This window comes from Streptomyces sp. NPDC046122, from assembly GCF_056429965.1.
Genome location: NZ_JBWKLQ010000001.1, coordinates 273,556 through 295,079, shown reverse-complemented (window position 1 = coordinate 295,079; position 21,524 = coordinate 273,556). Strand labels below are relative to the sequence as shown.

Below are 21,524 nucleotides of genomic sequence, written 5' to 3'. Positions count from 1 at the left end.
AGGATCGAGCGTACGGTTCACCACTGACGGCGCTCACTCCTTTTTGGCCGTGCCCGCCCGCAGCAGAAGCACCGACCGGGCCGGCGCGGTGATCGCCGTGCCCGCCGCGTGCACCGTCCCCGGCGCCTCCTCCTGGTCTTCCAGCGACGTGTCGACGACCAGCTCGTACGTCCGCGCCCACGGCGGCCCGGGCAGCGTGAAATCGGCCGGAAGGTCCCCCGCATGGAGTACGGCGAGGAAGCTGTCGTCCGTGATCTTCGCGCCGCGCGCGTCGCGCCCAGGGATGTCGCGGCCGGACAGGTACAGCCCCACGGTCGAGGCCGGCGCGTACCAGTCCTGCTGCGTCATCTCCTCGCCGCGCGGGGTGAACCACGCCAGGTCGCGCAGCCCGTCCGCCGCCTGCGGCCGCCCCGAGAAGAAGGCGCGCCGGCGCAGCACCGGATGCGCGTGGCGCAGCGCCAGCAGCCGGGACGTCAGCCGGAACAGCTCCCGCCAGCCGGGCTCCTCGAGCAGCGACCAGTCGATCCAGCTGACCTCGTTGTCCTGGCAGTACGCGTTGTTGTTGCCGTCCTGCGTACGCCCCATCTCGTCGCCCGCGACCAGCATCGGCACGCCCGTCGACAGCAGCAGGGTCGTCACCAGGTTGCGCAGCTGCCGCCGGCGCAGCGCGTTCACCCCGGCGTCCCCGGTCTCGCCCTCGGCGCCGCAGTTCCACGAGCGGTTGTCGTTCGTGCCGTCCCGGTTGCCCTCGCCGTTCGCCGCGTTCTGCTTCTGGTGGTACGACACCAGGTCCCGCAGCGTGAAGCCGTCGTGCGCGGTGACGAAGTTGACCGAGGCGTACGGGCGGCGGCCGCCCCAGGCGTACAGGTCGCTCGACCCCGACAGTCGGTAGCCCAGGTCCCGCACGTCCGGCAGGGCGCCGCGCCAGAAGTCCCGTACGGCGTCCCGGTAGCGGTCGTTCCACTCCGTCCACAGCGGCGGGAAGGCGCCCACCTGGTAGCCGCCGCTGCCCACGTCCCACGGCTCGGCGATCAGCTTCACGCGCCGCAGCACCGGGTCCTGCGCGATGACCGCGAGGAACGGGGACAGCATGTCGACGTCGTGCATCGAACGCGCCAGCGCCGCCGCCAGGTCGAAGCGGAAGCCGTCCACGCCCATCTCGGTGACCCAGTACCTGAGCGAGTCCGTGATCAGCCGCAGGACGTTCGGCTGGACGACGTGCAGGGTGTTCCCGCAGCCCGTGTAGTCGGCGTACCGTCTGGCGTCGTTCTGGAGGCGGTAGTAGCCGCGGTTGTCGATGCCGCGCAGGGACAGCGTGGGCCCCAGCTCGCCGGCCTCGGCCGTGTGGTTGTAGACGACGTCGAGGATGACCTCGATGCCGGCCGCGTGCAGGGCCCGCACCATCTCCTTGAACTCGCCCACCTGCTGGCCGGCCGTCCCCGACGCCGCGTACCCCGCGTGCGGCGCGAAGTAGCCGATCGAGTTGTAGCCCCAGTAATTGCGCAGCCCCCGCCGCAGCAGGTGGTCCTCGTGGGCGAACTGGTGGACCGGCAGCAGCTCCACGGCGGTCACCCCCAGCCGCTGGAGATGCCCGATCGCCGCCGGGTGCCCGAGGCCGGCGTACGTGCCGCGCAGCTCCGGGGGGATGTCCGGGTGCAGCTTGGTGAAGCCTCGTACGTGCAGCTCGTAGATGACGGTGTCGGCCCACGGCGTCTTGGGCCGCCGGTCGTCCACCCAGTCGTCGCCGGGCGCGTCGTCGTGCACCACCACGCCCTTGGGGACGAACGGCGCCGAGTCGCGGTCGTCGCGCACGGTGTCGGCGACGTTCTGCTGGGGCCAGTCCCTGACGTGCCCGTACACCTCCCCGGGCAGCGTGAAGTCCCCGTCGACGGCCCGTGCGTAAGGGTCGAGGAGGAGCTTCGCGTGGTTCCAGCGCGCGCCGGTCCACGGGTCCCACCGGCCGTGCACCCGGAAGCCGTAGCGCTGTCCCGCGCGCACGCCCGGTACGAAGCCGTGCCAGATCTCGTGCGTCAGCTCGGTCAGCGGGCAGCGCCGCTCGGCGCCGTCCTCGTCGAAGAGGCACACCTCGACGGCCTCGGCCCCGCCCGCCCACAGCGCGAAGTTGGTGCCCGCCACACCGTCGGGCCCCACGCGAAAGCGCGCCCCGAGCGGGGTCGGCGCACCGGGCCACACGGGCGGTCCGGCCCGGTCGTGGCCCGGGCGACGCCCGTTGACCGCCGCCGGGACGGGTGCGGGCGCGGACGCGGGGCTGTCGTCGCCCACCGCCTCGGGCACCGCTGCCCGCACCGCCTCCTGTACTGCCTCCTGCTCGGGTGCGCTGGACACCTGTAAGCCTCCCGCGGCTCGTGGGACCGGCGGATCCTGAGACCGTACGGCGTCCCGGCCGTGGCCCCCTCGCGCGTTCCTCCCACCTGTTCTTCCCGGAACAGCGGTCGTACTCACGTTTCCCCTGGAGGGGCGCGGTCGTTGGGCCCGGCGTGAGAGACGCAGTGAGACGCGCACGGGCGGTCCTGGCCGCCGTACTGGCAGGGGCTGCCCTGATCACGGGGCTCGCGGGCTGCACGGCCGACGGCGAACCGCTGCTCGGCGGGAAGCCCCGCTCGCCCAGGGACGCCATCCGGATCCTCCCCGCCGACGGGGCCAAGGGCGTCGGGGCCGGCGGCCGCATCGAGGTCGAGGTCCCCGACGGGCGGCTGGAACGGGTCCGGGTCGTCCGGGTCGAGGACGCCGACCAGCACGAGGTCACCGGCCGGATCGCGGACGACGGGCTGAGCTGGCGCCCGGACGCGGGCCCGCTGCGGCTGGCCGCCACGTACCGGATCCACGCGGTCGCCGTCGACGGCCACGGCCGCCGCTCGGCCCGGCACACCTCGTTCACGACCGTCGTCCCCGAACACCGCTTCATCGGCTACTTCAAGCCGGAGAACCGCTCTACCGTCGGCACCGGCATGATCCTCTCCTTCTCCTTCAACCGGGCCGTCGTCAACCGCGCCGCCGTCGAACGCGCCATCGAGGTCACCTCCCAGCCGCCGGTGGAGGTGTCCGGCCACTGGTTCGGCTCCCAGCGCCTCGACTTCCGGCCGCGCGCGTACTGGAAGCCGGGCACCCGCGTCACCGTCGACCTGAGACTGCGCGACGTCGAGGCCGCGCCCGGTGTGTTCGGCATCCAGCACAAGGCCGTCGGCTTCACGGTCGGCCGCTCCCAGGTCTCCACGGTGGACGCGGAGGCGCACACCATGCTGGTACGCCGCGACGGTGCGAAGCCGGTGCGCCTGCCGGTCAGCGCCGGCGCCCCGAAGACCACGACGTACAACGGGAAGATGGTGGTCACCGAGTTGTACGACGTCACGCGGATGGACGGCAGGACGGTCGGTTTCGGTGGCGAGTACGACATTCCGGACGTCCCGCACGCGATGCGGCTGACGGCCTCGGGGACCTTCCTGCACGGCAATTACTGGGCCCCGGCGGACACGTTCGGATCGGTCAACACGAGCCACGGCTGCATCGGACTGCGGGACGTGAAAGGCGGCAGCCCGGACACCCCGGCCGGCTGGTTCTTCGACCGCACGCTCGTGGGGGACGTGGTGGAAGTGGTGAACTCGCGCGACCGGAAGGTGGCTCCCGACAACGGCCTCGGAGGATGGAACATGGACTGGGACCGCTGGAAGGCCGGGTCCGCGCTCCGATGACCCCTCCCTGACCTGCACGGCCCCGCACCCGTTCCCCTCGCACTTGGGACCGAACGGTGACATACACGCAGAGTCGGCGACACGTCCGGTGTGATTACCATTCACCAGACGCGCGGTAGCTGCGCGTGGGGGTGCGGGCCATGGCTGGGGCCAGGCCGTGCGAGGGGAGAACAACACGTGAAGAGGCAGCCGATATCGGGGACGTCGGCCGGGGCGCGCAGGGGGCGCGGATCCCGGCGCGGCGGCCCGGGACTGCTGGCCCTGCTGCTGGGAGCGATGCTCCTTTTCGTCACGGCGTGCGCGGGAAGCGATTCCGGTGACGGCGACGGCAAGGGCGGGAAGGGCGGGGCGGGGAAGGCCGGCGACAACCAGGCGTCGCAGGCGGTGGTGACCATCGCCCCCGGGGACGAGGCGAAGAACGTCGCCACCAGCGGCGCCCTGAAGATCGGTGCCGACAAGGGCAGGCTCACGTCCGTCAAGGTCGAGGACACCAAGGGCAACGAGGTCGAGGGCAGGATCAGCAAGGACGGCTCCTCCTGGGAGCCGGCCCACCACCTCGGCGCCGCCACCCAGTACAAGGTCCACGCGATCGCGAAGGACTCCGAGGGCCGCGAGTCCGCGAAGGACACCACCTTCACGACGCTCGTGCCGAAGAACACCTTCGTCAGCTATTTCACGCCCGAGGACGGCTCCACGGTCGGTGTCGGCATGCCGGTCTCGCTGCGCTTCAGCCGCGGCATCACCGCGCCCGAGGCCGTCGAGAAGGCCGTCAAGGTGACGGCCGAGCCGTCGGTGCCGATCGAGGGCCACTGGTTCGGCAACGACCGCCTCGACTTCCGTCCCGAGAAGTACTGGGCGGCGGGCACCGAGGTGACGCTGAAGCTGAACCTCGACGGCGTCGAGGGCCGGCCGGGCGTGTACGGCAAGCAGGCGAAGACGGTGAAGTTCACGATCGGCCGCAGCCAGGTCAGCACCGTGGACGCCAAGGCCAAGACGATGACCGTCAAGCGTGACGGCAAGGTCTTCAAGACGATCCCGATCACCGCGGGCGCGCCGTCGACGACGACGTACAACGGCCAGATGGTCATCAGCGAGAAGTACAAGGTGACGCGCATGAACGGCGCCACCGTCGGCTTCGGCGGCGAGTACGACATCAAGGACGTGCCGCACGCGATGCGGCTGTCCACCTCGGGCACCTTCATCCACGGCAACTACTGGGCCGGCGCGGGCACCTTCGGGTCGGCCAACGTCAGCCACGGATGCGTCGGGCTGCAGGACGTGCGGGGCGGATGGGACAAGAAGGCTCCGGCCGCCTGGTTCTTCGACAACTCGATCCTCGGTGACGTGGTCGTCGTGAAGAACTCCGAGGACAAGCAGATCCAGCCCGACAACGGCCTCAACGGCTGGAACATGTCCTGGGCGGAGTGGAAGAAGTAGCACGCCGCCAGGCGCGTACGGACCCGGTGCACTGTGATCGAGCGCACCGGGTCCGTTGGCGTTAACGGGGGCTAACCTCGCTCGTATGACTGTGAATCTCGAAGTCTCCGAGGGCGTCGGCACCATCCGGCTGGCCCGCCCCCCGATGAACGCGCTCGACATCGCCACGCAGGACCGGCTGCGCGAACTCGCCGAGGAGGCGACCCGGCGCGAGGACGTGCGCGCCGTGGTCCTCTACGGCGGGGAGAAGGTGTTCGCGGCGGGCGCGGACATCAAGGAGATGCAGGCGATGGACCACGCGGCGATGGTCGTGCGCTCCAAGGCCCTCCAGGACTCCTTCACCGCCGTCGCCCGCATTCCCAAGCCCGTCGTCGCCGCGGTGACCGGCTACGCGCTGGGCGGCGGCTGCGAGCTCGCCCTGTGTGCCGACTTCCGTATCGCCGGTGACAACGCCAAGCTCGGCCAGCCCGAGATCCTCCTCGGCCTGATCCCCGGCGCGGGCGGCACACAGCGGCTCGCCCGGCTGGTCGGCCCGTCCAAGGCCAAGGACCTGATCTTCACCGGCCGGCACGTGCGGGCCGACGAGGCCCTGGCGATCGGCCTGGTCGACCGGGTCGTGCCGGCCGCCGAGGTGTACGAGCAGGCGCACGCCTGGGCCGCGAAGCTCGCCCAGGGCCCCGCGATGGCGCTGCGTGCGGCGAAGGAGTGCGTCGACGCCGGTCTGGAGACGGACGTGGACACGGGGCTCACCATCGAACGCAACTGGTTCGCGGGGCTGTTCGCCACCGAGGACCGCGAGCGCGGCATGCGCAGTTTCGTCGACGAGGGGCCCGGGAAGGCCAAGTTCCTCTGACCGGCGGCAAGTTGGCGTGAAGGCGGCGGGTAATCCTCTCGGGCGGATTGATCCGCCCTTGAGCAGGGACGAACGCACCCGTGTTCCGAGCTGCGGGTGATCAGTCGTACGCACCACGTCACCGCAGCTCGGAGGGGGTGCGGAGGGGCATTTGCTGCCACTGGCATATGTCAACCCGCACCCCTGAGGGGGGTGGTCGCCGGGGACCGAATCCACCGGAACGGCCCCGGGCGGCCTTCCGGGCGGCCATGATGGGGGGCATGGCGGGGCTGGAGGGTATGGAGCAACCGCGGCCGCGCGGCAGCGCGACTGCCGCGCGCTGGACGCCGGCGGTGGAAGACGAACAGGCGTTCAAAGCGGTGGAGTTGTACGGGAATCCGGCGGAGGACGAAGTGCGGCTGCCCTCCCGTCCGGAGTCGGCGGCCACGGCGCGGCGGCTCACGCACTGCGTGGTGTTCCGCCAGTGGCAGCTCTCGCCGCAGACCGCGGAGTACGCGGTGCTGCTGGTCTCGGAGCTCGTGGGCAACGCCGTGCGGCACACCGGGGCCCGCGTCTTCGGGCTGCGCATGCTGCGCCGCCGGGGCTGGATGAGGATCGAGGTGCGCGATCCGTCGCGCGGCCTGCCCTGTCTGATGCCCGTGCACGAACTGGACACCAGCGGCCGAGGACTCTTCCTGGTCGACAAGCTCTCCGACCGGTGGGGCGTGGATCTGCTGCCGCGCGGGAAGACCACCTGGTTCGAGATGCGCGTGGGCGACCGCACCGCCGAGCGCTGAACCGGCCGGCAGCCGGCAGCACAGAAGCCCCCTGCGGCCGGGTGTGGCGCTTCGGGGGCTTCTGTGGAGCGCCGTGGAACGGGGGGGTGTGATCCACGGCCGCGTGATGACGACCTGGCCCGGGTCAATGGGGGTCGTGACACCGACTATGGCAGACAGGTGAGCACGGCGCCAAACGGCCACGCCAGGTGAAAACGGCGCAAGCTCGGGCATTCAGATATTGAATTGCAGGTGAACTGGGCCACTCACCTGGCAATGCGTGCATAAATATGGGGCCGTGCGCGTGATTCATTAGTTGGCGTGCAGGGATGGCCGGGCGAGGTGCGCGACCCACTGCGCCGCGAATTGGCCAATCATTACCTTTTGCTCGCATTACCCCTTAAATGGGGCGCGTGACAGTGACATGCCGCCGCAGCGTGCTGCGCGCCGGAGCCGGAGCGGCCGGGGCGGCCGTCGCCGGAGCGTTCGCCCCCGGCTGCGCGGCGGGCCCGGGATCACCCGCTCCCGTACCCTCCGCGTCCCGCGCCACCCCCGCACCGCCGCGCCCGGCCCCCGCCCCGCACCGCCTCGCCGGTCTGCCCGTGCAGATCACCCACGGCCCGCGCGACCGCCCCCGGGTCGCCCTCACCTTCCACGGCGAGGGCGACCCGGCCACCGCGCGGGCCGTGCTCGCCGAGGCCGAGCGGGGCGGCGCCCGCCTCACCGTGCTCGCCGTCGGCGGCTGGCTCGACGCCCACCCCGCGCTCGCCCGCCGGATCCTCGACGGCGGTCACGACCTCGGCAACCACACCCAGCGCCACCTCGCCGTCTGCGCCATGGGCGAGCGCGAGGCGTACGCCGAGATCAGCGACTGCGCGGACCGGCTGCGCAGGCTCACCGGATCCATCGGCACCTGGTTCCGGCCCTCGCGCAGCCAGTACGCCACGCCGCTCGTCCAGCGGCTGGCGCGGCGGGCCGGATACCCGCACGTGCTCGCGTACGACGTCGACTCCCTCGACCACACCTCGCCCGGCGCCGCGGCCGTCACCCGCCGGATCGCCGGGGAGATCCGCAACGGATCGGTGGTGAGCCTGCACTTCGGCTACCCGGACACGGTCGCCGCCCTGCCCGCCCTCCTCGACGAACTCGACCGCCGCGGCCTGCGCGCGGTGACGACCACGGAGCTGCTGACCCGATGACGACGACCACCCGACGTACGACCGCGCTCCTCGCCGGCGCCCTCCTGGCCGCCCTCGCGGGCTGCTCCGGCCACGACGAGAAGGGCCCGGCGGCCGCGCCCGGCAGCGCCGCGCCCGGCGAGGTGAGGAAGACCGCGCCGGCCGGGCTGCCGGGGATGCCGCCGCTGCTCGATCCCAAGGACGTGTACGCCGCCGACCGGCCCGGCAAGCTGTCACCGGTCGTCAAGGACTTCCCGTCCCGCGTCTACGTCCCCAACACCAACTCCAACACGGTGTCGGTGATCGACCCCAGGACGTTCAAGGTCGTCAAGACGATCCCGGTCGGCATCCAGCCGCAGCACGTCGTCCCGTCCTGGGACCTGAAGACCCTGTGGGTCAACAACAACCGCGGCCACACGCTCACGCCGATCAACCCCGCCACGGGCGCGGTGGGCAAGCCGGTGGAGGTGCACGACCCGTACAACCTCTACTTCACGCCCAACGGCAGGTACGCCGTCGTGATGGCGTCGATGGACCGCGAACTCGTCTTCCGCGACCCGCACACCATGGACCGCGTCAAGACCGTGCCGGTGAGCTGCGCCGGCGTCAACCACGCGGACTTCTCCGCCGACGGCCGGTACTTCGTCGTCTCCTGCGAGTTCTCCGGCGAACTGCTCAAGGTCGACACCGAGAAGATGGAGGTCGTCGGCCAGCAGAAGCTGCCGCTCGAGGGAGCGATGCCGCAGGACGTGAAGATCTCCCCCGACGGCAGGACGATCTACATCGCCGACATGATGGCGCACGGCATGTGGGTCCTGGACGGCGAGAAGTTCACCACGCCCGAGCTGCTGCCGACGGGCAAGGGCTGCCACGGCCTGTACGTCTCCCGCGACTCCAAGGAGATGTACGTGTCCAACCGGGGTGAGGGCTCGGTCTCCGTCTTCGACTTCACGAAGAACAAACTGACGAAGAAGTGGCACCTGCCCGACGGCGGCAGCCCGGACATGGGCGGCGTCTCGGCCGACGGCAAGGTGCTGTGGCTGTCCGGGCGTTACGACTCGGAGGTGTACGCCATCGACACCGCCACCGGCAAGCAGCTCGCCCGCATCCCGGTCGGTGGCGGACCGCACGGTCTCGCGGTCTACCCGCAGCCGGGCCGCTACTCCCTGGGCCACACCGGCGTCTTCCGCTGACGGGCGGCCCCTGCGGCCGTGCCGGGCCCCAGCCCGGAGCCCCGGTCCGTCCGCCCCGGCCTCCTACCACAGCACCGGCAGCCGCTCGGGCAGCCGCCCGGTGAAGCCCGTACGCCACACCAGTCGCTCCGCCGGCACCGCGAGCCCCAGCCGCGGCATCCGCTCGACCAGCGCCGCCAGCGCCGTCTCCGCGTGGGCGCGGCCCAGCGCGGACGCCGGAGACAGGTGCCGGCCGCTGCCGAAGGAGAGGTGCGGGTTGTGTGCGCCGTTCAGGGTCAGGGCCCGGGGATCCGTGAAGACCTCGGGGTCGAAGTCGGCCCCCTCGACGAGGACCAGGACGAGATCCCCGGCGCGTACGAGGACGTCACCCAGCTGTACGTCGGCGAGCGCGAGGCGCGGCACACCGTCGCCGATCGACAGGTTCCGGCGCAGCAGTTCGTCGACGGCACGGCCCATCCGCTCCGGATGGTCCCGCAGATGGCCGATCAGCTCGGGCCGCTGGAGCAGCGCGAGCACCGCGAGCGACAGGAACGCCGACGTGGACACGGCGCCCGCGCCGAACAGTGAGGCGGCGACGGTGGCGAGCGTCTCGTCGGTCAGGTACGAGGACGCCGGGTCCTCGCGCAGCGCCGCCAGCTCGCCCAGCAGCCCCGAGCGCTCGGACGCCGGGGCGTTCAGCCGGTCCGCCATGTAGCCGACGTCCTTGTACCAGTCGAGCGAGGAGCCCTCGAGGGGCTGCGCGCTGGTCATGAACGCGACGTCGAGACTGGCCATGAGCCGCGGCCAGTCCTCGAACGGCACCCCGAGCACCTTGCAGTGCAGCGCCGCCGAGAAGGGGTCGGCGAACCCGGCCCGGAGGTCCACCGGCGGCCCCCAGGCCATCAGGTCGTCGATGAGGCGGTCGGCCGTGATGCGCAGCCAGCCGTGCAGCCCTTCTCCCACGGGCGGGTTGAGCGCCTTCATCACCGCCCCGCGCAGCGCGGCGCCGCCGATGCCGCCCGGGGCGGCGGTGGCTTCGGGCGGGACGGTCGGCGCGTCCCGCCCCTGGGCGCCCGTCCCCACGCGGCCGAAACGTTCGTCCTCCAGCACCTGTTTGGCCGGCCCGTAGCTGCTGACCAGCCAGGCGGTGTCACCGGTGAGGGTGCGCACGGGGGCCACCGGGCGCTGCCCGCGAAGCCACGAGCAGTCCTCGGAGAGGGTCTCGCCCCGCCGCGAAAGGGGGAATTCGAGCAGCTTGTCGGTCATCGTCCGCAGTCCTTCCGTAGGCGGCGCAGGGTTCCACGACGGCCTGGGCCGGGCCACGCGTACGTGCCTCTGACGCCGGGGCGCGCGCCGCACACGGCGCGGACGCCGTCGTGGCGGACGGTGCGGGTTCGGGGAACGCGGGGCTGAATTCCGAATGCGTCAGTCGTGAGGTCCACTGGAGAACGCCCTTGGAGCCGCTAGTCCCGGGGAGCCCTGTGCTCCTGGTGTGGCGGCGACGCCAAGAAGTTACCGTCCGGCGGCGGAGAGTGACGAAAGGGCCCTTGGTATTGGCCGGAAGTGGGCATTCCAAGGCGGAAAATGCGCTGGTTCTGCGGAGGAGGTTTCGCGGCGAAGCACTTCAGCCGACTCGCCGCCGAGGCGTCCGCACAGGACGCGGCCGCGCGGGTCGCGCGAGCGGCGCCGTCGGCCGCCCGGCGCACACCGGGTGCCTGCCGGGGCCCGCGGCCGGACCGATAATCTGTGCGGGTTCTGATCAGCACCAGAAGGGGTGGGTCCAGTGGCGGACATCGAGTCGGCGCGCAAGGCTTTCGAGCGGTACGACCTCAACGGGGACGGGACGATCTCGGCGGCCGAGTACAAGAGCGTCATGGCGCAGCTCGGTGACCCCTACGTCACCGAGACGGTGGCCCAGGCCGTGATCAACGCCCACGACGGCAACGGTGACGGCAAGCTCACCTTCGACGAGTTCTGGGCCTCCCAGAACAAGGGCTGAAGCCGCGCGGTACGGGCCAGGACTCCGCAGCTCAGGCTGTGGGCTCCGGGCCCGTACGCGTACCCGCGCCGCCCATGTCCGCGAGCTCCGCCCGGGCCGCTTCCAGCCAGCCGATCCAGAAGTTCTCCAGGTCGATCCCGGCGCGCAGGACGAGGTGCCGCAGCCGGTCGGCCTCGCTCAGGCCGCCGCCGGCGAAGTCCCGCTGCTCGATCGCCCGGTACTCCGCCAACTGCGCCCGGTGGAGCGTCAGATGGCGCCGCACCTCCGCCTCCAGGCCCTGCGTGCCCACCACCCCCGCCGCGCGCAGGCGCAGCAGGAGGGCGTCACGGATGGGCTTGGGGTCCTCGATCCTGGCCACCCAGGCGGCCAGTTCGTCGCGCCCGGCGGCCAGGACCTCGTACTCCTTCTTCTGCCCGCGCGTCGGCCGGCGCGGGCCGGGCAGCGCCCGGATCGCGCCGGACTCCTCCAGCTTCCCCAGCTCGCGGTAGATCTGCTGGTGCGTCGCGGACCAGAAGTAACCGATGGACTTGTCGAACCTGCGGGTCAGCTCCAGCCCGGACGACGGCTTTTCGAGCAGTGCGGTGAGGATGGCGTACGGGAGGGACATGAGCGCATCCTAAGGAGAGCCGGGTCTCACAGGGTGGCCGCGAGTTCCGTTCCCTGCCGGATCGCGCGCTTGGCGTCCAGTTCGGCCGCGACGTCCGCGCCGCCGATCAGGTGCACGGGCAGTCCGGCGGCGAGCAGGGTGTCGTACAGGTCGCGGCGCGGCTCCTGACCGGTGCACAGGACGACCGTGTCCACGGGGATCAGCCGCTGCTCGCCCTCGACCGTCACGTGCAGGCCCTCGTCGTCGATCCGGTCGTACGCCGCCCCCGCCACCATCGTGACGCCGCGGTGCTTGAGTTCGGTGCGGTGGATCCACCCGGTGGTCTTGCCGAGCCCGGCGCCGACCTTGGTGGCCTTGCGCTGGATCAGGTGGACGGTGCGGGTCTGCGGCGGGCGGGCCGGCGCCTGGAGGCCGCCGCGCGCGCCGTACTCCATGTCGACGCCCCACTGGGCGAAGAAGACCTCGGGGCTCAGGCTCGCCGCGTCGTCCGCGCCCGTGGACGTGTCCGTGAGGAACTCGGCCACGTCGAAGCCGATGCCGCCCGCGCCGATGACCGCCACGCGGTCGCCCGCCTTCGCCTCGTCGCGCAGCAGGTCGAGGTAGCTGATGACGCTGGGGTGGTCGATGCCGTGGATCTCCGGGACGCGCGGGGTGACGCCGGTGGCCAGGACGATCTCGTCGTAGCCGGCCGCGGTGAGGGCCTCGGCGGTGGCGTGGGTGCCGAGCCGCAGCTCGACGCCGTGCTCGTCGAGCTGGTTGCGGAAGTACCGCAGGGTCTCGTTGAACTCCTCCTTGCCCGGCACCTTGCGCGCGATGTTGAGCTGGCCGCCGATCACGTCGGAGGCGTCGTACAGCGTCACCGTGTGGCCGCGCTCGGCCGCCGTCACAGCGCAGGCGAGCCCGGCCGGCCCGGCCCCGACGACGGCGACGCGCTTGCTCCGGCGGGTGGGGGACAGGACCAGCTCGGTCTCGTGGCAGGCGCGGGGGTTGACCAGACAGGAGGTGATGAGCCCGCTGAAGGTGTGGTCGAGGCACGCCTGGTTGCAGCCGATGCAGGTGTTGATGGCGTCGGCGCGGCCGGCCGCGGCCTTGGCGACGAAGTCGGGGTCGGCGAGGAACGGGCGGGCGAGCGACACCATGTCGGCGCAGCCGTCGGCGAGCAGTTCCTCGGCCTTCTCGGGGGTGTTGATGCGGTTGGTCGTCACCAGCGGGATGCTCACGGAGCCCATGACCCGCTTGGTCACCCAGGCGTACGCGCCGCGCGGCACGGAGGTGGCGATGGTGGGGATGCGGGCCTCGTGCCAGCCGATGCCGGTGTTGATGATGGTCGCGCCGGCCGCCTCGATCGCGCGGGCGAGGGTGACGACCTCCTCCAGCGACGAGCCGCCGGGGACCAGGTCGAGCATCGACAGGCGGTAGACGAGGATGAAGTCCGCGCCGACGTGCTCCCGCACGCGGCGCACGATCTCGACGGGGAAGCGCATGCGGTTCTCGTACGAGCCGCCCCACCGGTCGTCGCGGTGGTTGGTGTGCGCGGCGATGAACTCGTTGATCAGGTAGCCCTCGGACCCCATGATCTCCACGCCGTCGTACCCCGCCGACTTGGCGAGGCCCGCCGCGCGGACGAAGTCCTCGACGGTCTCCTCGACCTCGGCGTCGGTCAGGGCGTTCGGCGTGTACGGGCTGATCGGGGCCTGGATCGCGCTGGGGGCGACGAGGTCGGGGTGGTACGCGTACCGCCCGAAGTGCAGGATCTGCATCGCGATCCTGCCGCCCTCGCGGTGCACCGCGTCGGTCACCTGCCGGTGCTGGGCCGCTTCCTCGGGGGTGGTGAGCTTGGCGCCGCCGGGGTAGGGGCGGCCCGCGTCGTTGGGGGCGATGCCGCCGGTGACCATCAGGCCGACGCCGCCGCGGGCGCGGGTCGCGTAGAACTCGGCCATCCGCTCGAAGCCGCGCTCGGCCTCTTCGAGTCCGACGTGCATGGAACCCATCAGCACGCGGTTGGGCAGGGTCGTGAAGCCCAGGTCGAGGGGGCTCAGCAGATGCGGGTACGCAGTCGTCGGACTCATGCCGCAATGTGTAGTCCACGCGGGCCGCCTTGTGCAACAAGTTGCATAAAGAACGCCGTGTTAGTTGGACGACACCCCGGCCTCGTACAGTGGGCGGGCCGGCCGCAGGCGCCGGACCCTCCCGTTCGCGTACGACAGGCTCATTCTCTTGCCCTCCCTCGCAGTGCCCCGCTCGTTCCGGCTCTCGCCCAAGGTCCTGCGCACCGAGTTCCTGGCCGGCCTCGTGGTCGCGCTGGCGCTGATCCCCGAGGCGATCTCGTTCTCGATCATCGCGGGCGTCGATCCGAGCGTCGGCCTCTTCGCCTCCTTCACGATGGCCGTCACCATCGCCTTCGTCGGCGGGCGGCCCGCCATGATCTCGGCGGCGACGGGAGCGGTGGCGCTGGTCATCGCCCCGCTGAACCGCGAGCACGGCCTCGGGTACCTGATCGCCTGCGTCATCCTCGCGGGCGTCTTCCAGATCGTCCTCGGTGCGCTCGGGGTCGCGAAACTGCTGCGTTTCGTGCCGCGCTCGGTGATGGTCGGCTTCGTCAACTCGCTCGCGATCCTGGTCTTCATGGCCCAGGTGCCCGAGCTCACCGACGTGCCGTGGGCGGTGTATCCCCTGGTCGTCGCCGGACTGGTGCTCATGGTCCTCTTCCCGAGGATCACCCGGGCGGTACCCGCTCCGCTGGTCTCCATCGTCATCCTGACGACCGTGACGCTGGCCGCCGGGATCGCCGTACCGGACGTGGGGGACAAGGGCGACCTGCCCTCGTCCCTCCCGGTGCCGGGACTGCCGGACGTGCCCTTCACCGTGGAGACACTGAAGATCGTCGCTCCGTACGCGCTGGGGATGGCGCTGGTCGGGCTGATGGAGTCACTGATGACCGCCAAGCTGGTCGACGACATCACCGACACGCGCTCCAGCAAGACCCGCGAGTCCATCGGCCAGGGCGTCGCCAACATCGTCACCGGCTTCTTCGGCGGCATGGGCGGCTGCGCGATGATCGGCCAGACGATGATCAACGTCAAGACCTCGGGCGCCCGCACCCGGCTGTCGACGTTCCTCGCAGGCGTCTTCCTCATGATCCTGTGCATCGTCTTCGGGCCGGTCGTCTCGGAGATCCCGATGGCGGCCCTGGTCGCGGTGATGATCCTGGTCTCGGTGGCGACGTTCGACTGGCACTCCGTCGCGCCCAGGACGCTGCGGCGGATGCCACCGGGCGAGACCGTCGTCATGGCCGTCACCGTGCTGTGCGTGGTGGCGTCGCACAACCTCGCCGTCGGAGTGGTCGTCGGCTCCGTCACCGCGATGGTCATCTTCGCCCGGCGCGTCGCCCACCTGGTCGACGTCACGGCGGTCACCGACGAGGACGGCGGACGCATCGTCTACACGGTCACCGGCGAGCTGTTCTTCGCGTCGTCCAACGAACTGGTCGAGCAGTTCGACTACGCGCGGGACGGCCCGGGGCACGTCGTCATCGACCTGACCGCCGCGCACATCTGGGACGCGTCGTCGGTCGCCGCACTGGACGCCGTCACGACGAAGTACGAGCAGCGGGGCCGGACCGTGGAGATCGTCGGCCTGAATCGGTACAGCGCCGAGATGCACGGCGCGCTCAGCGGCGAACTCGGCGGCGGCCACTGACGGCGGCCACTGACGGCGGCCGGGGCGCGCCCTGCGGCGGGGGCGCGACGGGTGGCGGGCGCGCGACGGGTGGCGGGCGCGCGACGGGCGGCTGGGGCGCGACAGATGGGCGGCGCGCGACGGGTGGCCGGTGCGTGACAGGTGGGCGGCGCGCCCCCTGCGGCCGGTGCGCTACGGAGGGCCGGTGCCTGGGGGACCCGGCGGCGCGGACGGGCGCGCGCGGCGCTCACCGCGCGTTGTGGACGGCCTCCACCAGCGCCATCTTGCGCGGGTCGTCGGCGATGTTCGGGCCCATGCGGTTCATCACGTACCCCATGCTGAGGCCGGCCTCGGGGTCCGCCAGGCCGCAGGAGCCGCCGAAGCCGTCGTGGCCGAAGGCCCGCGGGTTCGGCCCGTACGAACCGCGCGGACCGCTCAGCCACAGGCCGAGCCCGATCTCCGTGTCGTGGCCGAGCCCCGCGCCGAGCACCAGGTCCCTGCCGCTGCCCTGCCCCTCGCGGGCCCGCTCGACGGTCTCGCGGGAGAGCACCCGGTGCTCGCCCAGGCGCCCGCCGCCGGCGTAGATCCCGTAGAGGGCGGCCACCGCGCGTGCCGTGCCGTGGCCGTTGGCGGCGGGCACCTCGGCGGCCCGCCACTCGGGGGTGTTGGCCTGCGCCGCGCCGGGGCCGGGGTTGAGCAGGGCGGCGAGCGCGACCGGCTCCAGGGCGGCGAAGAGCGCCGCCTGTTCGCCGGTGGGCTCGGTCCGGGAGTGGACGAGTTCGGCTGCGCGCCCGGCTTCCCGCTCCGGCAGCCCCATCGTGAAGTCGATGCCGAGCGGCCCGGTGATCTCCCGGCGCAGGAACGCGCCGGGGAGCAGTCCCGTGACGCGCCGGACGACCTCGCCGACCAGGAATCCGTACGTGATCGCGTGGTAGCCGGACCGCGTGCCCGGTTCCCACCAGGGCTCAGTGGCGGCAAGGCGCGCGCAGGTCAGCTCCCAGTCGTACAGCTCGGCGAAGGTGTGCGGCTCGCGCAACCCGGCGAGTCCGGCCCGGTGCGACAGGAGGTGGCGTACGGGAATGGCTTCCTTGCCGGCGGCCGCGAACTCCGGCCAGTACGCGGCGACCGGGGCATCGAGATCGAGCAGCCCGCGGTCGGCCAGCAGATGGGCGCAGAGCGCCGTCGGCCCCTTGGTCGTCGACCAGACGTTGACCAGGGTGTCCCGCTCCCACGGCCGGCTGCGCGCGGCGTCGGCCCAGCCGCCCCAGAGGTCGACCACCGTCTCGTCGCCCTGCCGCACGGTGACGGCCGCACCCAGCTCGCCGCGGTCCCGGAAGTTCTCCTCGAACGCGGCGCGCACGGCGGCGAACCGGTCGTCGCAGTGACCGTGGATCTCCGGCAGGGGCGCGGGCGTGGGCTGGCTCATCGGGGCCCTCCAGATGGCAGGCGGCTGGGTTGCCCAGCAACATACCGACTGGTCGGACTGGCGGGAAGGCGGCGTGCCCGTCCGACTTCCGCGACGGAGGGGGCGGCGATCCGCGCCCCGAGCCGAGTCGCCCACTGCCTCCGGCTGCCCCCAGTGCGCACTCGCGCACGGCGAACCGGGCTGTCCCGGCCGGACGCGCCGGCCCGGACAGCCCCGGACGGCAGGTCAGATGTTGACGCCGAAGTCCGTCGCGATGCCGCGCAGGCCCGAGGCGTAACCCTGGCCCACGGCGCGGAACTTCCACTCGGCGCCGTTGCGGTACAGCTCGCCGAAGACCATGGCGGTCTCGGTCGAGGCGTCCTCGGAGAGGTCGTACCGCGCGAGCTCGTTGTTGTCCGCCTGGTTGACGACCCGGATGAAGGCGTTGCGCACCTGGCCGAAGCTCTGGCCGCGGCTCTCGCCCTCGTGGATCGAGACCGGGAAGACGATCTTGTCGACCTCGGCGGGCACCGTCGAGAGGCTCACCTTGATCTGCTCGTCGTCGCCCTCGCCCTCACCGGTGAGGTTGTCACCGGTGTGCTCGACCGAGCCGTCCGGGCTCTTGAGGTTGTTGAAGAAGACGAAGTGCTGGTCCGACACGACCTTGCTGTTGACATCGAGCAGCAGGGCGCTGGCATCGAGGTCGAAGTCGGTCCCGGTCGTGCTGCGTACGTCCCAGCCCAGGCCCACCATGACGGCGGTCAGGCCGGGGGCCTCCTTGGAGAGCGAGACGTTGCCGCCCTTGGAGAGACTGACACCCATGAAGATCCCTGCTCAATCCGGCGCGGGCCGCGCCCTTTGACGATCTCTTTGCCCAACCCGCCAACGCTTGCGCGGCCCGCTCAGTTCCCGCCCGCCCCGCTCAGTCCTCCGAATGGCCGACCGGGATGACGAGTTCGGGGCGGTCCCACATCACCGCGGGCGGATTGGCGCGCTCGGTTCCGGTCCGCCGCCCGCCCACGCCGAGGTAGAAATCCTCGGCGGGCGGGTGCGAGACCACGCGCACGCCGGTGATCCCCGCGGCACGCGCCTCGCCCCGCAGGTGCGCGACGAGCCGGCGGCCTATGCCGAGTCCCTGGGCCGCGTCGGCGACGAACATCAGGTCGAGCTCGGGGGGTTCCAGCACCAGGGAGTAGAAGCCGAGCACCCGGTCGTCCCCGGCGTCGACCGCCACGAAGACCCGGTGCGTCTCGATGTAGTCCGGCCCCACCCGGTACCCGGCGACCATGGGCGCGTACGGGCCCTCGTACGCGCCGGAACTCCGCACGAGCCGGGTGAGACGCTTCGCGTCCCGCGCGGTGGCCCGCCGGATGCTGGTAATGCGTGAAGCCATATCGAGAGTATTACTCATCCTCGGCTCCTCGGCTCCTCGGCCCGCCCTCGCCGTCACCGCCGCCGCACGGACTGACGGCCGCGGGGCCGCGAGCCGGGCGGCCCAGCCGCCCGGCCAGGAGACGTCGGCGCGTCGGCCTGAGCCGTCAGCACTCGATGATGTTGACGGCCAGGCCGCCGCGCGCGGTCTCCTTGTACTTCACCGACATGTCCGCGCCGGTCTCCTTCATGGTCTTGATGACCTTGTCCAGGGAGACCTTGTGGCTGCCGTCGCCGCGCATCGCCATCCGCGCCGCCGTGACGGCCTTCACCGCCGCCATGCCGTTGCGCTCGATGCACGGGATCTGGACCAGGCCGCCGACCGGGTCGCAGGTCAGGCCCAGGTTGTGCTCCATGCCGATCTCGGCGGCGTTCTCGACCTGCTCGGGCGAGCCGCCCAGCACCTCGGCCAGCGCGCCCGCAGCCATCGAGCAGGCCGAGCCGACCTCGCCCTGGCAGCCGACCTCGGCGCCGGAGATCGAGGCGTTCTCCTTGAAGAGCATGCCGATCGCGCCCGCGGCGAGGAGGAAGCGGACCACGCCCTCCTCGTCCGCGCCGGGCACGAAGTTCATGTAGTAGTGCAGGACGGCGGGGATGATGCCGGCGGCGCCGTTGGTCGGCGCGGTGACGACGCGGCCGCCCGCCGCGTTCTCCTCGTTGACCGCCATGGCGTAGAGGGTGATCCACTCCATCGACAGGGCCAGCGGGTCGCCCTCGGAGCGGAGCTTGCGCGCGGTGTTCGCGGCGCGCCTGCGCACCTTCAGACCGCCGGGCAGGATGCCCTCCTGGGACATGCCGCGCGCGACGCAGTCCTGCATGGCCCGCCAGATCTCCAGCAGGCCCTCGCGGATCTCGCGCTCGCTGCGCCAGGCCTTCTCGTTCTCCAGCATCAGCGCGGAGATCGAAAGGCCGGTCTCCTTCGCCAGGCGCAGCAGCTCGTCACCGGTGCGGAAGGGGTACTTCAGTACGGTGTCGTCGAGCTTGATCCGGTCCTCGCCGACGGCGTCCTCGTCCACGACGAAACCGCCGCCCACCGAGTAGTACGTCTTCTCCAGCAGCGCCGTGCCCTCGGCGTCGTACGCCCACAGCGTCATGCCGTTGGCGTGGTACGGCAGGGCCTTGCGGCGGTGCAGGATCAGGTCCTCGTCGAAGTCGAAGCCGATCTCGTGCGCGCCGAGCAGGCTGATGCGCCGGTCCGCCTTGATCTTCTCGAACTGCTCGTCGGCGGTCTCCACGTCGACCGTGCGCGGGGAGTTCCCCGCGAGGCCCAGGAGGACGGCCTTGGGAGTGCCGTGGCCGTGCCCGGTCGCGCCGAGCGAGCCGAACAGCTCGGCGCGTATGGACGCGGTGTGGGCCAGCAGTCCGTCGTTCTTCAGCCGGCCCGCGAACAGGCGGGCCGCGCGCATCGGGCCCACCGTGTGGGAGCTGGACGGGCCGATGCCGATCGAGAACAGGTCGAAGACCGAGATGGCCACGGGGAACTCCTAAGGGTTGGTAGACGCCGCTGTCTGCCGGGGTGGTGCAGATGATCAAGGGCGGGTACAAGAGCCGGGGCACCGCACTCACTGTCCAGTGTGCGCGGTGCCCCGTTGTTCAGTCTGTGTCGTAGGTAACTACTTCAGACCAGGGTAAAGCGGGTGCCTGCCGGCCAGCGCCGTGACGCGGGCCGAAAGGGCGTCGGCGTCGTACGACGGCTTCAGCGCCTCGGCGATGACGTCCGCCACCTCGGCGAAGTCCTCGGCCTGGAAGCCGCGCGTGGCCAGGGCCGGCGTACCGATGCGCAGACCCGAGGTGACCATCGGCGGCCGGGGGTCGTTCGGGATGGCGTTGCGGTTGACCGTGATGCCGATCCCGTGCAGGCGGTCCTCGGCCTGCTGGCCGTCGAGCTCGGAGTTCCGCAGGTCGACCAGGACCAGGTGGACGTCCGTGCCGCCGGTGAGGACGGACACGCCGTGCTCGGTGACGTCCGGCTGCACCAGGCGCTCCGCCAGGATGCGGGCGCCGTCCAGGGTGCGCTGCTGGCGCTCCTTGAACTCCTCGCTCGCGGCGACCTTGAAGGAGACGGCCTTCGCGGCGATGACGTGCTCCAGCGGGCCGCCCTGCTGGCCGGGGAAGACCGCCGAGTTGATCTTCTTGGCGAGCTCGGCGGTGGAGAGGATGACTCCGCCGCGCGGGCCGCCGAGCGTCTTGTGCGTGGTCGTGGTGACGACGTGGGCGTGCGGCACCGGGTTGGGGTGCAGGCCCGCGGCGACCAGACCGGCGAAGTGCGCCATGTCGACCATGAGGTACGCGCCGACCTCGTCCGCGACGCGGCGGAAGGCGGCGAAGTCCAGCTGACGCGGGTACGCGGACCAGCCGGCCACGATCAGCTTCGGCTTGGACTCCTTGGCGAGGCGCTCGACCTCGGCCATGTCGACCTCGCCGGTGGCGTCGTCCACGTGGTACGCGACCACGTTGTAGAGCTTGCCGGAGAAGTTGATCTTCATGCCGTGGGTCAGGTGACCGCCGTGGGCCAGGTTCAGGCCCATGATCGTGTCGCCGGGCTTCAGCAGCGCGAACATCGCGGCGGCGTTGGCCTGCGCGCCCGAGTGGGGCTGCACGTTCGCGTGCTCGGCGCCGAAGAGCGCCTTGATGCGGTCGATCGCGATCTGCTCGACCACGTCGACGTGCTCGCAGCCGCCGTAGTAGCGGCGGCCGGGGTAGCCCTCCGCGTACTTGTTGGTGAGCACGGAGCCCTGGGCCTCCATGACCGCGACCGGAGCGAAGTTCTCCGAGGCGATCATCTCGAGGGTGGACTGCTGGCGGAGCAGCTCGGCGTCGACGGCGGCGGCGACGTCCGGGTCGAGCTCATGCAGGGGAGTGTTGAGAAGCGTCATCACGGTCCCGATCGAGGTCTTAGTTGCCGGAGGAGAAGGCGTCGTACTCGTCGGCGGAGAGCAGGTCGCCCGGCTCGTCCGTGACGCGCACCTTGAAGAGCCAGCCGCCCTCGAAGGGGGCGGAATTCACCAGCGACGGGTCGTCGACGACGTCCTGGTTCGCCTCGACGACCTCGCCGGTCACCGGGGAGTACAGGTCGCTGACCGACTTGGTCGACTCCAGCTCGCCGCAGGACTCGCCCGCGCTCACGGTGTCGCCGACCTCAGGGAGCTGGGCGTACACGACGTCACCGAGCGCGTTGGCCGCGAACTCCGTGATGCCGACCGTCGCCACGCCGTCCTCGGCGGTCGACAGCCACTCGTGCTCCTTGCTGTAACGCAGCTGCTGGGGGTTGCTCATGACCTGAATTCTCCTGTACGCGG

At 71.5% G+C, this 21,524-nt stretch carries 18 protein-coding genes; 8 read left to right on the top strand and 10 right to left on the bottom strand.

Features of this window, described 5'->3' with window-relative positions:
* Positions 1-33 precede the first annotated feature (33 nt).
* Positions 34-2,346 carry a glycogen debranching protein GlgX gene (gene glgX / locus AC07FK_RS01270; RefSeq protein ID WP_479101473.1) on the bottom strand — a complete coding sequence of 771 codons (2,313 nt, stop codon included), beginning with the start codon at positions 2,344-2,346 and terminating at the stop codon, positions 34-36.
* 164 nt (positions 2,347-2,510) lie between these two features.
* Between glgX and AC07FK_RS01265 the strand changes: the two genes are divergently transcribed.
* The 6 genes from AC07FK_RS01265 (at position 2,511) to AC07FK_RS01240 (ending at position 9,126) form a co-directional block, all read left to right on the top strand.
* Positions 2,511-3,710, top strand: coding sequence for a L,D-transpeptidase (locus AC07FK_RS01265; protein WP_479101471.1), 1,200 nt, complete (start codon positions 2,511-2,513; stop codon positions 3,708-3,710).
* Between the two features lie 177 nt (positions 3,711-3,887).
* Complete coding sequence (locus AC07FK_RS01260; RefSeq protein ID WP_479101470.1) at positions 3,888-5,147, top strand: L,D-transpeptidase; 1,260 nt, start codon at positions 3,888-3,890, stop codon at positions 5,145-5,147.
* An 85-nt stretch (positions 5,148-5,232) separates the two neighbouring features.
* The gene (locus AC07FK_RS01255; RefSeq protein WP_479101468.1) at positions 5,233-6,000 is read left to right on the top strand and encodes an enoyl-CoA hydratase/isomerase family protein; all 768 of its coding nucleotides are present in this window, start codon (positions 5,233-5,235) and stop codon (positions 5,998-6,000) included.
* Positions 6,001-6,248: 248 nt separating this feature from the next.
* Entirely contained in the window at positions 6,249-6,776 is a 528-nt protein-coding gene (locus AC07FK_RS01250; RefSeq protein ID WP_479101466.1) for an ATP-binding protein, read from the top strand.
* A 383-nt stretch (positions 6,777-7,159) separates the two neighbouring features.
* Positions 7,160-7,954 carry a polysaccharide deacetylase family protein gene (locus tag AC07FK_RS01245; protein ID WP_479101464.1) on the top strand — a complete coding sequence of 265 codons (795 nt, stop codon included), beginning with the start codon at positions 7,160-7,162 and terminating at the stop codon, positions 7,952-7,954.
* Positions 7,951-9,126 carry a YncE family protein gene (locus AC07FK_RS01240; protein ID WP_479101462.1) on the top strand — a complete coding sequence of 392 codons (1,176 nt, stop codon included), beginning with the start codon at positions 7,951-7,953 and terminating at the stop codon, positions 9,124-9,126. The genes AC07FK_RS01245 and AC07FK_RS01240 overlap by 4 nt, the downstream gene beginning before the upstream one ends.
* A 63-nt stretch (positions 9,127-9,189) precedes the next feature.
* Here the strand turns inward: AC07FK_RS01240 and AC07FK_RS01235 are convergent, their stop codons facing one another.
* The gene (locus AC07FK_RS01235) at positions 9,190-10,371 is read right to left on the bottom strand and encodes a cytochrome P450 (protein ID WP_479101460.1); all 1,182 of its coding nucleotides are present in this window, start codon (positions 10,369-10,371) and stop codon (positions 9,190-9,192) included.
* 517 nt (positions 10,372-10,888) lie between these two features.
* On the opposite strand from AC07FK_RS01235, the gene AC07FK_RS01230 reads away from it, so the two are divergent.
* Complete coding sequence (locus AC07FK_RS01230) at positions 10,889-11,104, top strand: EF-hand domain-containing protein (RefSeq protein ID WP_069926840.1); 216 nt, start codon at positions 10,889-10,891, stop codon at positions 11,102-11,104.
* 31 nt (positions 11,105-11,135) lie between these two features.
* Here the strand turns inward: AC07FK_RS01230 and AC07FK_RS01225 are convergent, their stop codons facing one another.
* Together AC07FK_RS01225 and AC07FK_RS01220 are read right to left on the bottom strand one after the other, a co-directional pair.
* Positions 11,136-11,711 (bottom strand): PadR family transcriptional regulator, encoded by a 576-nt coding sequence (locus tag AC07FK_RS01225; protein WP_479101458.1) that lies wholly within the window; start codon positions 11,709-11,711, stop codon positions 11,136-11,138.
* A gap of 26 nt (positions 11,712-11,737) precedes the next feature.
* Positions 11,738-13,780, bottom strand: coding sequence for an oxidoreductase (locus AC07FK_RS01220; RefSeq protein WP_479101456.1), 2,043 nt, complete (start codon positions 13,778-13,780; stop codon positions 11,738-11,740).
* A gap of 148 nt (positions 13,781-13,928) precedes the next feature.
* Here AC07FK_RS01220 and AC07FK_RS01215 point away from each other — a divergent pair, with 148 nt between their 5' ends.
* A complete protein-coding gene (locus AC07FK_RS01215; RefSeq protein WP_479101455.1) occupies positions 13,929-15,410 on the top strand; it encodes a SulP family inorganic anion transporter in 1,482 nt (493 codons plus the stop codon).
* A 226-nt stretch (positions 15,411-15,636) separates the two neighbouring features.
* Here AC07FK_RS01215 and AC07FK_RS01210 read toward each other — a convergent pair whose 3' ends face one another.
* From AC07FK_RS01210 to gcvH, 6 genes are all read right to left on the bottom strand, one after another.
* The gene (locus tag AC07FK_RS01210; RefSeq protein ID WP_479101454.1) at positions 15,637-16,815 is read right to left on the bottom strand and encodes a serine hydrolase domain-containing protein; all 1,179 of its coding nucleotides are present in this window, start codon (positions 16,813-16,815) and stop codon (positions 15,637-15,639) included.
* 225 nt (positions 16,816-17,040) lie between these two features.
* The gene (locus AC07FK_RS01205) at positions 17,041-17,616 is read right to left on the bottom strand and encodes a TerD family protein (protein ID WP_028813823.1); all 576 of its coding nucleotides are present in this window, start codon (positions 17,614-17,616) and stop codon (positions 17,041-17,043) included.
* A 100-nt stretch (positions 17,617-17,716) separates the two neighbouring features.
* The gene (locus AC07FK_RS01200; RefSeq protein ID WP_479101453.1) at positions 17,717-18,187 is read right to left on the bottom strand and encodes a GNAT family N-acetyltransferase; all 471 of its coding nucleotides are present in this window, start codon (positions 18,185-18,187) and stop codon (positions 17,717-17,719) included.
* Between the two features lie 145 nt (positions 18,188-18,332).
* On the bottom strand, positions 18,333-19,700 hold the full coding sequence (locus AC07FK_RS01195) for an L-serine ammonia-lyase (RefSeq protein WP_479101452.1): 1,368 nt from the start codon (positions 19,698-19,700) through the stop codon (positions 18,333-18,335).
* A 138-nt stretch (positions 19,701-19,838) separates the two neighbouring features.
* A complete protein-coding gene (gene glyA, locus AC07FK_RS01190) occupies positions 19,839-21,101 on the bottom strand; it encodes a serine hydroxymethyltransferase (RefSeq protein ID WP_479101450.1) in 1,263 nt (420 codons plus the stop codon).
* 19 nt (positions 21,102-21,120) lie between these two features.
* Positions 21,121-21,501 carry a glycine cleavage system protein GcvH gene (gene gcvH / locus AC07FK_RS01185; RefSeq protein WP_479101449.1) on the bottom strand — a complete coding sequence of 127 codons (381 nt, stop codon included), beginning with the start codon at positions 21,499-21,501 and terminating at the stop codon, positions 21,121-21,123.
* Positions 21,502-21,524 lie beyond the last annotated feature (23 nt).